This is a genomic window from Myxococcales bacterium (assembly GCA_016716835.1).
GTDB lineage: Bacteria > Myxococcota_A > Polyangia > Haliangiales > Haliangiaceae > JADJUW01.
In genome coordinates this window covers 787,590-801,685 of sequence record JADJUW010000002.1, presented here as the reverse complement: position 1 = coordinate 801,685, position 14,096 = coordinate 787,590, and the positions used below count along the sequence as shown (strand labels likewise).

The window sequence follows — 14,096 nt, the reverse complement described above, 5'->3', positions numbered from 1 at the left end:
GTAATCTCGTAGCCGCGCTTGAAGCGCCGGCAGGCGTGGCAGACAATAAGCGCCATGAAGATTGGCGTGCCCAAGGAAGTCAAGACCCTCGAATTTCGCGTCAGCGTGACGCCGGCGGGCGCCGCCGCGCTGGTCGCCCGCGGCCACCAGGTGCTGGTGCAGGCCAGCGCGGGCGATGGCGCGGGCTTTAACGACGGGGCGTATCGCGAGGCCGGCGCACAGATCGTGGCGACCGCCGGCGAGGCCTGGGCAGCCGACCTCGTGATCAAGGTCAAGGAGCCGATCGCCTCGGAGTTTGCCTTCTTCGCCCCGGCCTCTTGCTGTTTACCTACCTTCACTTGGCCGCGGCGCGGGGAATTGGCGCACGAGCTGCTCGCGCGCGAGGTGTCGGCCATTTCGTATGAGACCTTGCAACTTGCCACCGGCGAGCTGCCCTTGCTCTTGCCGATGAGCGCCATCGCCGGCCGCCTCTCGGTGCAAGAGGGCGCGTGGGCCTTAGAAAAGGCGCACGGCGGCAAGGGTGTGCTGCTTGGCGGGGTGCCAGGCGTCAAGCGCGCCAACGTCGTCATCTTGGGCGGCGGCGTGGTGGGCTCGCATGCGGCGCGCATTGCGCTTGGCATGGGCGCCAACGTCACGGTGCTCGATATCAACACCAAGACGCTCGGCTACCTCGACGATATTTATCAAGGTGGGCTGCACACGCTGTACTCAGATAGCGCGTCGATCGCCGCCGCGGTGAAGCAGGCGGATCTGGTGATCGGCGCGGTGCTGGTTGCCGGCGCCAAGGCGCCCAACTTGGTCAGCAAGGAGCTAGTGGCGCAGATGGAGCCGGGCTCGGTGATCGTCGACGTCGCGATTGACCAAGGCGGCTGCATCGAGACCGCGCGCCCGACGACGCACCAAACCCCAACCTACGTCGAACACGGCGTCGTGCATTATTGCGTCACCAACATGCCCGGCGCGGTAGCGCGCACGTCGACCATGGCGCTGACCAACGCGACGATTCCCTATGTGCTGCGGCTGGCCGATCGCGGCTTTGCCTCGGCCATGAGCGATGCGGTGTTTCTCACCGGCCTCAATACCCACCGCGGCAAGGTTACGCATGCCGCCGTCGCGGCCGCGCTTGGGCAGCCCCATGTGCCTTTTTCTAATTAATTTCAAGACGTTACATGTAACGTACAGGGCAGGAATAAAGGCCCGGCGAGGCCGGTTAAGCAGCTAGAGGATCGACGTGAGCGATAGCAGCCCCCCCAGTAGCAAGCGCGCCGACTTTGAGCGGCACGCGGTGGTGCATCTAAACGCCGTCTACAGCACGGCGATGCGGCTCACGCGCAACCCGCGCGATGCCGAGGACTTAACACAGGACGCGATGCTGCGCGCGTTTCGCTTTTGGGACAATTACGAGCCGGGCACCAACTGCCGCGCGTGGCTGCTCAAGATCCTGACAAACCTCTACTTCAATGAATTTCGCAAGGCGGCGCGGCAACGCGAGATTCATCACGCCGCCGGCGTCGAACAGGCCGCGACGCAACAGGTGCTCATTGACGCCGACCGGCCGTCGCATCAGTCGCCAGAGCACGTGTTGCTCGCGGGTACGTTGTCAGACGGCGTGGCCGCGGCGCTCGCGTCACTGCCCGCTGAATTTCGCGCGGCGATCGCGCTGTGTGACATGCAGGGCCTTTCGTATCAGGAGACGGCAGATGCCCTTGGCTGCCCCGTCGGCACCGTCATGAGCCGGCTCTTTCGCGGCCGGCGCCTCTTGCGCGCGGCGCTGGCCGGCCAACGCAGCCAGGAGGCGAACGCGCCGTCGGCTAAGCCACGCAGCGGCGTCGTCGACCTGACGGCTTACCGAGCGCAAGCGCAAAAAGAAGGCGGCACCATGAGCGGCACCGTCGGCGATTGCCGTGAACTCGAGCTCGCCATCATGGCCTTCGTCGACGGCGAATTGCCGCGCGACGAAGAAGAGGCCGTGCTGGCGCATCTCGCGCAGTGCCTGGCATGTCGCGAAGACTTTGAGGCGCAAGCGGCGCTGCGCGACTCGTTGGTTGCGTCGGCGGCCGGCGACGTCGCCCCGGCCTCGTTGCGGCACGGGCTCGACCAGGCTATCGCGCAGGCCGACCGCGTGCTTGACCTCACCGCGCGCCGACGCCGGCTCAACCATTGGCTCATTCCTGGCAGCGCCACCGCGCTCGCGGCCGCGGCGATCGCCCTCGCGGTCGTCGGCGGCAGGCCGTCGCCGTCGCCGTCCGCAGCTGAGCTCGCGTCGACCACGGTTGCCGCCGAAGCCGCGCGCCAGCTGGTGCGCGCGGCGCCGCTTGAGGTCAAGGGTGCGGCCGCGACGCCGGCGTGGGTCCAGCGCCATTTTGATGCCGGCCTCATGTTGCCCGCAAGCGCAGAGGCGCAGCGACAAACCGATCGCGCCATCGGAGCTGGTGCCGCGGCACCCGGGCTTATGCGGATGCGATGCCAGCAATGAAGCCGCTCCGGGGGGCCTCGGCCGCGACGGTGCGGTTGCAAGGTGCCCGCCTGAGCGCCTTTCGCGGCCGCGACGCCATCTTGCTTCAATATGAAGTCGACACCGTCGCGGGCACCCGCGCGATGCAAGTGCTTGCGTTCTCGGCGCACGACATGGCGTGGGGACGCATCGTCAAGACCGTGCGCGGGGGGCGAGAATTGTATCTCGATGAGCATCTCGGGGTGCGCGCCGTGGCGACCGTCGATCGCGGCTATGCCTACGTTTTTGCGTCCAGCGCGATGTCCCACGAGGAACTCGCGCTCGTCGTTGAGCGCATGAATTGGTGCCAAGGTCGCGGCGCCGATGCGGCGGGCTGCTGAGCACCCGGGCATCCCTGAGCCCCAAGGTATGACGATGTAGTTGTGACATCCCGGGTGAATGTGGTGGCCGGTGATGTTGCGGCCTCGCGGAACGCTATAGAATTAATACAGATGTCGCGCAGTGTGCTGCTCATTGACTCCGACAAGCCTTTTGAGCGTCAGCTTGCCGCCGAACTCGCGCCGCTTCAACGAGTAACCCCTTGCCCGTCGGCAAGGATGTCATCGCGCATCGCCGCGACCTCGCCGATGGCGGTGGTCATTGCGGTGGAGGAACCGGACAAGGCGGGCTTTCTCTTGTGCAATCGCGCGAAGAAGGGCCCCGCTGCGGCGATTCCCGTCGTCATGGTGACTAAATCCGTTGCCGAAACCGACTTCGCGGCTCATCGCAAGCTAAAGGTTCACGCCGACCAATATTTTGACAAGCGCCAGCTAGCGCCTGGCGAGCTCACCGCCAGCTTTCAAGCACTGCTCGCCAGCGCCGCGAGCAGCGGCCACATGGGCGAAGATTTTGATATCGTCGCCGACTTCACGGTCGCGCCCGAGGCGCCGGCGGTGCCGCAAGGCGACGGCGTGGTCGAGGAGCCCGAGATGATCGTCGAGTCTGGCGAGTTCGAGGCGGTCGACGATTTTGACAGCCTGATCGTAGATCACCATACCAAGGGCTCGCGCGCCGGGGCATCGCAACGCTCCGAGGACGACGCGTTTGCGGCGCTTGGCATGTTCGGTGGTGAAGATCTGCCAGCGATGACCGCGGCGCCGTCGCCGCTGTCCGACGTCAAGACCGAGGTCGCCCACAACACGGGCACCGCCGCCGGACTAGCCAACGATTTTGCCAGCGATTTTGTCTCCGGCGAAAGCGAATTTTCTCAGGAGCCGGCGACAAATTTTGAAACCGATAACGCCGTCGAGGCCGTGGATCCTCAGGACTCATTGGCCATTCCCATGGCGGATGCCGTGCGCACGACGTTTCCGCCGCCGGTGCGCAGTGCCACCATTCCGCCACCGTTCAAGCTCGAGCCCCAGCGCGCACCGACGCAAAAGGTCTCGGCCCCGGCGGCGTTGCTATTTGGCATGGAGCAGGAGTATCAAGGCGGCGCTCAGGCCCTCGAGATCGAAGCAATTCCAGAGGCGGTGCCAACGCCAAATCGGTTGTTGCAGAGCGACCGCTTCGATCTTGGCCTGGACGAGGTGGCCGCTTGGGCGACCGAAGAGAAATCCCAAATCTCCGACCGCAAGGCGCTGTCGCGCGTCACCGACCTGGAGCGCGAAAATGAACGTCTCTTGGCCGAGCTCGAGCGCGCGCGCACCGAAGCGCACGAACGCAACGCCGAGAGCGCCCGCATCTATCTGCGCGATCAATCGCAGGAGCTAACACTCCGCGTGACCCAGCTCGAACAGGAGATCGCGCAGGCCAAAGAAACGATGGCGTCTTACGAGGCGTCGCGCCTGGCTAAGGAGGGGGCCATCGCCGAGCTGACGGCCAAGCGCACCTCTGCCGATGCCGCCCTCGCCGACGCCACGGCACGGCTGATGGCGGCGACCACGCGTGCCAGCGACGCCGCGGCCGAAGCCGAGCGCGCCACCGCCCAGGTCGCCCAGTACCGCACGCAATTGGACGAACAAGCGAAAAAACACGCGGCGGCGACGACCGAGCGTGATCGCGCGGTGACCGAGGCGCGCGAGGAATACCAGGCCGCGCTCGCGGCGAACGCCGAGGCGCACGAACGCGCCCTTGCCGCGCTGCAAGAAGAGTTGGCCGCGGCCAAGCTTGCCGCGCAACGCGCCATGCAGGCGCCGACCATCGCGACCATCGCGCCCGACGGCGCCAAGCTAGCGCGCGCAAAAAAGGCCGTGGCCATCGCGCTGACCATACTTGACGAAGAGGGTTAGCTTGCCTTCGGCGCGGCCTGCCGACTGGCGCGCTCGCTCCATAACATGCGCTCCATCGCCATGAGCAACGGTCCCAGCGTTTCCGGTTGCAGGGCGGAGATGGCAAAGCTGCCGCGTTGGTCCGCGATGAAGTCCTGGTCGGCCACCGCCAAGCGATCGCACTTATTCCACACCAAGAGCCGGGGCTTATCCGCAAGCCCCAGCTCGCGCAGGATGCCATCGACGGTGGCGATGCGCTGCTCGCGATCAGGGTCTGAGGCATCGATGACGTGGATGAGCATGTCCGCATCGTCCATCTCCTCCAACGTGGCGCGGAATGCCGCCATGAGGTCCTTGGGCAGGTCGCGGATAAAGCCAACCGTGTCGGTCAAGACGATCTCGCGCTCCTTGGGAAACCTCAGGCGCCGCGAGATGGGGTCGAGCGTGGCAAAGAGCTTGTTCTCCGCCACCGCATGGCTAGCGGTGAGCGCGTTGAGCAGCGTCGACTTGCCGGCATTGGTATAGCCGCAGATGGCGACGATGGGCACGCCCGCGCGATCGCGATGCTTACGGCGCAGCCGCCGATCGTCGGCGAGCTCGCGCAGCTTGCGCTCGAGCACGTTGATCTTGTCGCGCGCGCGCCGCCGGCTAATCTCGAGCTTGGTCTCGCCAGGCCCGCGCCCGCCTATGCCGCCGACCAAGCGCGACATCATGGTATTTTTCTCTACGAGCCGCGGCAAGGCATACTTTAGCTGCGCCAACTCAACCTGCAGCTTGCCGTCGCGGCTGGTGGCATGCTTGGCAAAGATATCGAGAATGAGCATGGTGCGATCGATGACCTTGAGCGAGGTGGCATCCGAGATGGCGCGGGCCTGTGCCGGCGATAGGTCGCAGTCGAAGATGATCACCTCGGCGCCGAGCTGCATCGAATGCAAGATGACTTGCTCCAGCTTGCCCTGGCCGATGAGATACTTGGGGTCGGCGCTGGGCCGACGCTGCGACAGCACCTCCACTGGGGTGACGCCGGCGGTGCGGCAGAGCTCGCGCAATTAGGCGATCCGCGCCACGGAATCGACCTGGCCTCCGAGCGCGACATGCACCAGCAGCGCCCGATCGTGCAGATCGACGATGTCACGGGCCTGCTTACCGCGCTCGAGCCGCGCCTCGATCGCGGCGATGAGTTCCGAAAATTTCGTCGTCGGATTGTGCGGCGACTCGGGCGGTAGCTCGCGCCAAGGCGCGTCTGATGGCGCGTCTGGGTCGATGTGCGCGAGGTACAAACGCTGAGGGCGGCCGCGTTCAATCGCAATCGCCGCGATGACGTCGAGGCGCAGCAGCGAGAGATCAGTTAAGTCATCGCGCGTCAGCGCCTCGCCGCGTAGATGGGTGTGCACCAGACGCAGGCCGCGGAGGCGGCCGTGGGCGCCGCGCTGGCGGCCGACGTCAGGAAGCATGAGGCGAAAGGCATCGCCCACCACGACAAACTCAACTGCGCCGCGGCGATCGATGAGCAAGCCGATTTGGCGGTTGAGACTCGATGATAATTCCGCCAGCGTCGTCGCCAATTCAGGCGAGATTATCTCGCCGGGCGGCACCCGCCGTCGGTACAAATTCTCTAGCGCCTTGCGTTCGCTAGGAGCTAGGCCGCTAAGGCTACCGTGCAGTTGGGTCATAGTGCGGAAGTTATTGAGAACACGAGCGTTTTTGCCCGCCTAAGCGGCATTGTCAATGTACAATGTTGGCGAATTTGCTACACTAATGGCGTGGTTCGCCGCTTTCGCGCCCTTCATCCACTGCCAGGATGACGCCCTCGCCGAGCTTGCCGAGTTGCTCGGATCGCTGGGCCTCTTCGTCGACAGCGCGCGGACGTCCGCTGAGGCCCAGGCCAAGCTAAAGGCGGGCGTCTATCACGTTATCCTCGCCGGGCATGTGCTGCCGCAGCTCAACGGCATCGCCCTGCTCGAGGCCTCCATTGCGCTGGCGCCTGACGCCCTGCGGATTGTCTGGGTGGCCAGCCCCGACGACGCGGTCGAACTCCGACTATCGCCCGTCCCACGCGGGCACCATCATGCGTTTTGTCGCGCGGCCGCACGAACGCAGCCGCCTGATCGCGCTTATCAGCGAGGGCATCAAGCTGCTCAACCTCGTCGCCGACCAGCAAGATTTGCTGCGTCGCCTCACCATGGATCACCAGAAGCTACAGCGTCGCGAGACCCTGCTTGACGTGGTCGTGCGCGAGCGCACCAAAGAGCTCGAGGAAAGCTACGAAAAACTTAAGGCGGCCAACCGCCAAGCACTTTTCGGTCTGGCCGAGGCCATCGAAGCCAAGGATCCTTATACCAAGGGCCACTGTGGTCGCGTTGCCGCCTACTCGCTGGTGCTGGCTCAGGAGGCGGGCTATCCCGATGAGGGGCTCGAGACGCTGGAGTTTGGCGCGTTTCTCCATGACATCGGCAAGATCGGCATCCGCGACGCCGTCTTGCTCAAGCCCGGGCCGCTAGATGAAACCGAATGGGTGCACATGCGTGAGCATCCCGTAAAAGGTTTCGAAATCGCCAGCAAGATCGAAATGCTGTTGCCGATCATGTCCGCGGTGCGCAACCACCACGAGCGCTGGGACGGCAACGGCTATCCCGACAAGCTAGCCGGCCACAATATCCCGTTGGCGGCGCGCATCGTCGCCATCGCGGATGCCTACGACGCCATGTCGACGGAGCGGCCTTATAAGCAAGCCCTGCCGCTGGCAGAGTGCGAGGCGATGTTGCGCAAGCAGGCCGGCGCGATGTTCGACCCCGAGCTGATCGAAATTTTTGTCTCACGCCATCTCGGCGAAATCTACCGCGACGACGCCCCCGACGACGACGTCTCGCCGCCGGCGCTAGCGCAACCGCACGAAGGGTAAGGCATCGCCCATCTCACCGGCATCATCGCCACGTGTCGTGTCGTCGCCCAGGCCGAGTTGCCCGGCATCATTGGCGCCCCAACATTTTACGCCGCCATTGCTAAACAGCGCGCAGGTATGATTGCTACGCGTGGCGAAGGTCACGACCGCGAGGTCGGTGCCCAATGACACCGGCGCAAGCGCAGCGCCCAATTCATCGGAGTCGTCGCCCAAGGCTGCCGGAGCGCCGCTGCCATTTTCACCATAGGCGCCGCTGCCCCAGCAACGCAGGCTGCCGTCTGAGACGCGCGCGCACACGTGCTCTGCACCAAGCGCAAGCTCGTCGACTTCAAGGCCGTCCAGATCGACGGCCGGCAAGCCATTGCCCATTTCGCCAGCCCGCGCCCCGCGTGGTTCGCTGCTGCCGATGCCCAATTGGCCGCTGGCGTTGTCACCCCAGCATTTTACGAGCCCGCCCTCTAAGATGGCGCACGTGGTTTCGGAGGCCGCCGCAATCGAGGAGATGCGAATGGGCACGTTGTTCTTGGTGCCGAGGTCGACGGCTTCTAAGGCCTCGCCCATTTCGCCCGGTTCATCGCCCCGATCATTGGTGTTGCCGGTGCCGAGGTTGCCGTAGAAGGCGCTGCCAAAACACTTCGCATCGCCGTCGACCGTCAACACGCAGGTGTGATCGACCCCCGTCACCACCTGCTTGATCGATTCGGCGCCTACGTCGATGGCCGCTAGGTTTTCGATGTCACCGGGTAGCGCCCCGCGATCGGTGTTGTCTTCTTGCCCTAACTGCCCGTAGTCGTTGCTACCCCAACACTTGACGGTGCCACCTTCAATCAAAGCGCAGGTGTGATAGCCCCCTGCCGAGACGCTTAGGACCTTGCCGCCGAGTTCGAGATTGGCGAGCGCCTCGCCCATTTGCCCCGGCTCGCCACCAACTTCTGCCATGTCCGGCGCGCCGATTTGGCCGAAGGAATTATCGCCCCAACAGCGCAGGTCGCCGTTTTTAAAGCGGGCGCAGGTATGGGCCTCGCCGAGCGCCAGTTGCACGACCGTGCCAGTGCCAACCTCCACCGCAGGCAAGGCATCGCCAAGCTGCGCGCTGTCGAGGCCGCGATCGTCGTGATCGCCTAACCCAAGCTCGCCGTAAAAATTTCCGCCCCAGCAACGAACCGAATTGTCGTCCCATAGGGCGCAGGTGTGGCTGCCTCCCGTCGCGACGGTAAGAATCTTTGGCCCCGGTGGTGGCGCGGGTGGTGGCGTGGCGTTGTCACACGCCAAGGTCCATGCGAGCAAACCCGTTAGGGTCAAGATGGCGGCGGCGCGGCGGGAGCCGCGAGTCGTAGGCACCGCCTTAGTCTACTAGACCGTTGCGACCGCAACAAGTGATGGACGCAACGCCGCGACCAGATCGGCGGGTGCCAGCTCGACCAGAAAGCCTCGCGCGCCGCCATTTATGAAGAGCCGTGGCAATTCGGCTATTGAGGCTTCCATGAACACGGGCATTTGCTTGCGCAGGCCAAAGGGCGAGGTGCCACCAATTTGGTACCCAGAATGGCGATCGGCGATGTCGGGCTTGCAAGGGCGAACGGCTCTTTCGCCTAGATGACGCGCCAGGGCCTTGGTGGACACCTCGCGGTCGCCATGCATCAGCATGCAAAAGGGCGCACCCTGGTCGCGTTCAAAAATCAGCGTCTTGATGACCGCGTGCTCGTCGACGCCGAGCGCGGCCGCCGAGCCAGCCGTGCCCCCGCCCGGCTGCCATGCGTAGCGGTGCGGCACAAACGCGACCTTGTGCGCGCGCAAAACGCGAATCGCCATGGTCACGGGGATGTCGGCCATGGCCAAAACATCGCGCAGGCGCCCGCGGCATGCAAGCCGCACGCCCGCCGTGGATCTGCTAAGGTGCCCCCATGACGGCGCATCCATCGGTCGAGCACGCTCATCATCACGATGAGTATGAGCACGACGCAGGCAATGAAACGCGCGCAAAAGTCGTCCTTGGCGTGACCCTTGCCATGATGGTCGTCGAGCTCGCCACAGGCTGGCTCACCAACTCGATGGCGCTGCTCGCCGATGGCCTGCACATGGGCACGCATGCCGGGGCGTTTGCGCTCACGCTCGGCGCCTACTGGTACGCGCGCACCCGCGCAGGCGACGCCCGCTTCACCTTTGGCACCGGCAAGGTCTATGCGCTTGCGGGCTTCACCAGCGGCGTGCTGCTGCTCGTGATCGCGCTGTGGATGATCGGTGAGTCGGTGGCGCGGCTGCTGTCACCGGCGGCAATTGGTTTCGACGATGCGCTGCTCGTGACCGTCATTGGCCTGGTGGTGAATCTTGGCTGCGCCTGGGTCTTGCACGGCGGCAAGGGGCACGCCCACCACGATCACGAGCATGGTCACGATCATAAGCATGGTCACGACCACGATCACAAGCATGACCACGGGCACGGGCACGAAGATCACAACATGCGCGCGGCCTATCTGCACGTCCTGGCCGACGCGCTTACCAGCGTCGCCGCGCTGATTGGGCTGCTCGCTGGCAAGTACTTTGGGCTTTGGTATCTCGATGCCATTGCCGCGATGCTCGGCGCCATCGTTATCGTGCGCTGGGCGCTTGGGCTGTGCAAGACCTCGGCCTTTCAGCTGCTCGATACCATTCCGCATGGCGTCGAGGAGGCGCGGGTGCGGCAGGCGCTCGAGGCGGTTGATGACGTGAAGGTCGCGGACCTGCACGTGTGGGACCTCGCGCCAGGCAAGCTGGCTTGCATCGTGTCGTTGGTCACGGCGACGCCGCGCGACGTCGATGCCTATCGAGAAGTGGTGCAGACCGTCTTGAGCCCTAGCCACCTAACGATCGAAGTACATCAGTGCAATCTAGGGCACTAGTCGCCGGAGTGCGTGACATTGCTGCTGACCGGCAGGTGAGCGCACATGTCTTCCTGCTCGCAGATAGTGTGGGTGGACCGGCAGGTGGGCGCACGTGTCTTCCTGCTCGCAGATAGTGTGGGTGGACCGGCAGGTGGGCGCACGTGTCTTCCTGCTCGCAGATAGCGACCCTCCGGGGCATGGCGAGACGGCTGTGGTATCCACAGCCCTTGGTGCTAGCCACACCGCCCTGCAATCCATGCTCGCGGAAGAAACGTGCGCCACCTGCCGGTAGGGCTGCGTACAGAAGCTGTGTGCTTGGATGCGAAGGGCTGGGTGCCCTAGCGCGCGTCCCAGCGTTCGAGCACCATGGCCTGGCCAGCGAGCGACATGTTGAAATGCGCGCCGCGCACCAGCCGGGACGATGCCAGCGTGGCATTGGCATGGCGAATCCACACCAGCCGGCCACCAGCGGGCAGGCGCGACGCAACGTGCGCGAAAAACTGTTCGTGCAATGACACGGCGTTGGCCTTGACGCGGCCACCGTGCGGAGGATTCGAGATAACGAGCGTCGCATCTGGCCACTGGGCGCAGGCATCGGCGAGCGTAAGCTCGGTGCGAGCGGTCAGGCCGGCGGCGGCGATATTGCGCGTTGCCACCGCGAGCGCAGCGGATGCTAGGTCGGTGCCGATGAGCGCGGCGGTTGGCGCCAATAGGCCGCATTCGATGAGCTCGGAGCCGCTGCCACAAAATGGGTCCCAGATGCGATCGGTGTCGGTCGGCTGCGCGAGAAAGGCCAGCGCGGCGGCAACCGTGGGGTGGGACGCCGCGGGGATGTCGCCTTGCCGCCAGGCAAAACGCGTGTCGGGCAGACCGGTCGGCCAGGCCACCCATTGCGATCCGAGCGGCGAAATATTCCACGAGGCGCCGCGCGGATCGTTGACCATATCTGCATGCATAGCGGCGACGGCGACCGCAACTTGGTGCACCATCGACGTCGTTGCGCCTGGCCACGTTAGGCGATAGCGAATTGGCCCGGTCGTGACGGTTCGTAAGGCGGCATAGGCGTTTCCGACGATGCCCACCAGCGCCATGACGTGCTGCGCAGGGCGCGCTGCCTGCGGCCCCGCGAGCCGCAGCCCAACTCGCACCACGCTGCGACACGCCAAGGCCGCCTGCAGGCTCGTGGCTGACTGCAGGCGGAGGTGCTGCGATGACACCACCGTCGATCGCAGCCCCATCGCCGCGTATTGGCTCGCGGCGATCGGCGCGATGCCGTCGCGACATTCAGCAAGCAGCTCGCCCGCCGCAAAGGCGTGGGCCGCGTTGATCGCGACGCTGACGCCGCGCGCCGCGTGCCGCCCTGCGATGACCGCGGCCACGTCGGTGGGCACGTCGGGAAAGCGCTCGCGCAATCGCGCCAGCACCTCGACCGCGCCGACCTTTGCCAGCGCGCGCATCAACATCCGCGCCGCGTCGCGCCCAAGGTCCGGCGCGCCCGCCAGCGCCGCCAGCGCCGCCAGCGCCGCTGGGTGATCGTGATTGGATAGCCCACGCACGGCCGCCTTGCGCACCGCTAGCTGTGGATCACGCAGCGCCCGTGCGAACGCGCTAACCGCCGCATCGGCATGGACCGCCGGCAAACGCCGCGCGAGGTCGCACACGGCGGCGCGAAAGCGCGCATCATGCTGCGGCGACAAGCCCGCGATCAAGGCAGGCTCGATGGCAGCCGGTGGCAAGCGCCCAAGCGCGGTCGCTAACTGCGCAAGCGTTGGCTTGTCGGCCGTTGCCGCCAACGCCACCAACAGCGGCGCATCTGAGACGCGCGGGGTAAACTGCGCGAGCTCGATCGCCGCCAGCAGCTCGGTTGGGCGATCACTCATGAGGACACGGAACGACCCAGCTAGCGCCGACTACGCGATTTCTTGCGCGCGTCTTTTCGGCGCGGCGCTTGTCTTTGGCTTTATTTTTGCTGGCCTGATTGCCGCCCGCAAAGGCGACCTTCGTGCCCGGCGCGGTGAAGCCCTTGGGCATGCCAGGCATGGCGCCCGAAGGCAGGCCCGGCATCCCAGGCATGCCCGGCATGCCACCAATGCCGCCGAGCGCGCCCATGTCGCCACCCGCCATGCCCATGAGCTTGCCCATGTCCATGTTGGCGAGTTTTTTCATCTGCGAGAATTGCTTGAGGCCAGGGATTTTCCCCATCAGCCCGGTCGACGCGCCGAGCTGCACCATCATCTGCCGCATCGATGCAAATTTTTGCAGCAGCTCTTTGACCTCGGTTTCGCTACGGCCCGAGCCTTTGGAGATGCGCCGCACGCGCGACGCTTCAAAGTCGGCGCGCCGACGCTTGGCCTGGCGACCGGAATTGGCCGTGAAGTCTTCCCAGGTGGTGGTCACAAACACCTGGGGATTTGTGCGCTCCTTCTTAGTCATCGAGTTGATCATCGCCTCGATCTTGGTCAGCTCGCGGTCATCGAGGTTGACGCCCTCGGGCATGGCGCCGCCCATCATCGGCAGCTTCTCGAAGATATCCTTGAGCGACCCCATTTTTTGGATCATGCGGATCTGTTCGAGAAAGTCCTGCATGTCGAACTTGCCCTTGAGCATGCGCATCGCATCCTCTTCGGCCTTCTCCGCGTCGGCGACCTGCTCGAAATCTTTGACCAAGCCGACGATGTCGCCCATGCCCAAGATGCGCGAGGCCAGGCCCTCGGGGCGAAACTCTTCGAGCTTGTCGAGGCTCTCGCCCATGCCCAAGAACTTGATCGGCTTGCCGGTGATTTCTTTGACCGAGAGCGCCGCGCCGCCGCGGGCATCGCCATCGAGCTTGGTCATGATGACGCCGTCGAGATTGAGGCGTTTGTTGAACGTCTCGGCGACGTTGACGGCATCCTGCCCCGTCATGGCGTCGATCACCAAAAAGATGTTCGCGGGCTGCACGGCCTTGTCGATGTCTTCGAGCTCTTGCATGAGCAGCTCGTCGATCGCGAGCCGGCCGTCGGTGTCGAACAAGATGACGTCGCAGCCCTTTTCGTGCGCGACCGGCACCGCTTCTTTGCAGATCGTGACTGGGTCTTTGCCAGTGGCCGAATACACCGGCATGCCAAGGCGTTCGCCCAGCGTCTTGAGCTGATCGACAGCGGCCGGGCGATAGATATCGGCGGCGACCAGGAGTGGTTTTTTACCGTGATTTTTTTCGAGAAAGCGCGCCAGCTTGCCAACGCTGGTGGTCTTGCCCGAGCCCTGCAGGCCCACCATCATGATGCCGGTTGGCCCCCGCTTGTTCCAACGGAACTCGGTATCCACCGGCCCCATCATGTTGGTCAGCTCGTCTTGGCAGACCGCGATAAACGCCTGTTCAGGGGTAATGGTCCGAACCCCGTACTCTTTGGATTTGGCCTTTAGCGTGACCTGCTCGCCTTGGGCCCGTGTCTTGACCCGCTCGAGAAACCGCTTAACAACGCGAAACTCCACGTCGGCCTCGAGGAGGCTTAAGCGGACGTCGCGCAGCGCCTCGTCGATGACATCGTCGGTTAGCTCCGCGACGCCGGTGAGCTTGGCGCGCGCGTTGCGGAACCCTTTGGCAAGCGTCTCAAACATGAGGCCGCATATATCATGTTTCGGCCACC

9 protein-coding genes and 2 pseudogenes are annotated in these 14,096 nt (G+C 64.8%); 6 read left to right on the top strand and 5 right to left on the bottom strand.

Annotated features, from left to right (window positions below):
• The first annotated feature begins 54 nt into the window (after positions 1–54).
• The 4 genes and pseudogenes from ald to IPL79_18265 all read left to right on the top strand — a co-directional run bounded on the left by ald (position 55) and on the right by IPL79_18265 (position 4,725).
• A pseudogene (gene ald, locus IPL79_18280) lies at positions 55–1,155 on the top strand (alanine dehydrogenase).
• A 76-nt stretch (positions 1,156–1,231) separates the two neighbouring features.
• Positions 1,232–2,476 (top strand): sigma-70 family RNA polymerase sigma factor, encoded by a 1,245-nt coding sequence (locus IPL79_18275; GenBank protein ID MBK9072924.1) that lies wholly within the window; start codon positions 1,232–1,234, stop codon positions 2,474–2,476.
• A complete protein-coding gene (locus IPL79_18270) occupies positions 2,473–2,835 on the top strand; it encodes a hypothetical protein (GenBank protein ID MBK9072923.1) in 363 nt (120 codons plus the stop codon). The genes IPL79_18275 and IPL79_18270 overlap by 4 nt, the downstream gene beginning before the upstream one ends.
• A gap of 111 nt (positions 2,836–2,946) precedes the next feature.
• Positions 2,947–4,725, top strand: coding sequence for a hypothetical protein (locus IPL79_18265; protein ID MBK9072922.1), 1,779 nt, complete (start codon positions 2,947–2,949; stop codon positions 4,723–4,725).
• Here IPL79_18265 and hflX read toward each other — a convergent pair.
• A pseudogene (gene hflX, locus IPL79_18260) lies at positions 4,722–6,377 on the bottom strand (GTPase HflX). The gene IPL79_18265 and the pseudogene hflX sit on opposite strands and share 4 nt — an antisense overlap.
• Positions 6,378–6,772: 395 nt before the next feature.
• Between hflX and IPL79_18255 the strand changes: the two are divergent.
• Positions 6,773–7,606, top strand: a complete 834-nt coding sequence (locus IPL79_18255; protein ID MBK9072921.1) for an HD-GYP domain-containing protein — start codon at positions 6,773–6,775, stop codon at positions 7,604–7,606.
• On the opposite strand, the gene IPL79_18250 is transcribed toward IPL79_18255, so the two are convergent.
• Together IPL79_18250 and IPL79_18245 are read right to left on the bottom strand one after the other, a co-directional pair.
• Entirely contained in the window at positions 7,583–8,947 is a 1,365-nt protein-coding gene (locus IPL79_18250) for a hypothetical protein (protein ID MBK9072920.1), read from the bottom strand. The genes IPL79_18255 and IPL79_18250 overlap by 24 nt on opposite strands.
• A 12-nt stretch (positions 8,948–8,959) precedes the next feature.
• Positions 8,960–9,439, bottom strand: coding sequence for a Cys-tRNA(Pro) deacylase (locus tag IPL79_18245; protein ID MBK9072919.1), 480 nt, complete (start codon positions 9,437–9,439; stop codon positions 8,960–8,962).
• A 71-nt stretch (positions 9,440–9,510) separates the two neighbouring features.
• Between IPL79_18245 and dmeF the strand changes: the two genes are divergently transcribed.
• Entirely contained in the window at positions 9,511–10,485 is a 975-nt protein-coding gene (gene dmeF, locus IPL79_18240; GenBank protein ID MBK9072918.1) for a CDF family Co(II)/Ni(II) efflux transporter DmeF, read from the top strand.
• Between the two features lie 320 nt (positions 10,486–10,805).
• On the opposite strand, the gene IPL79_18235 is transcribed toward dmeF, so the two are convergent.
• Both IPL79_18235 and ffh read right to left on the bottom strand, forming a co-directional pair.
• Positions 10,806–12,347 (bottom strand): methyltransferase, encoded by a 1,542-nt coding sequence (locus tag IPL79_18235; protein MBK9072917.1) that lies wholly within the window; start codon positions 12,345–12,347, stop codon positions 10,806–10,808.
• On the bottom strand, positions 12,340–14,067 hold the full coding sequence (gene ffh / locus IPL79_18230) for a signal recognition particle protein (protein ID MBK9072916.1): 1,728 nt from the start codon (positions 14,065–14,067) through the stop codon (positions 12,340–12,342). Before ffh ends, IPL79_18235 begins: the two co-directional genes overlap by 8 nt.
• Positions 14,068–14,096 lie beyond the last annotated feature (29 nt).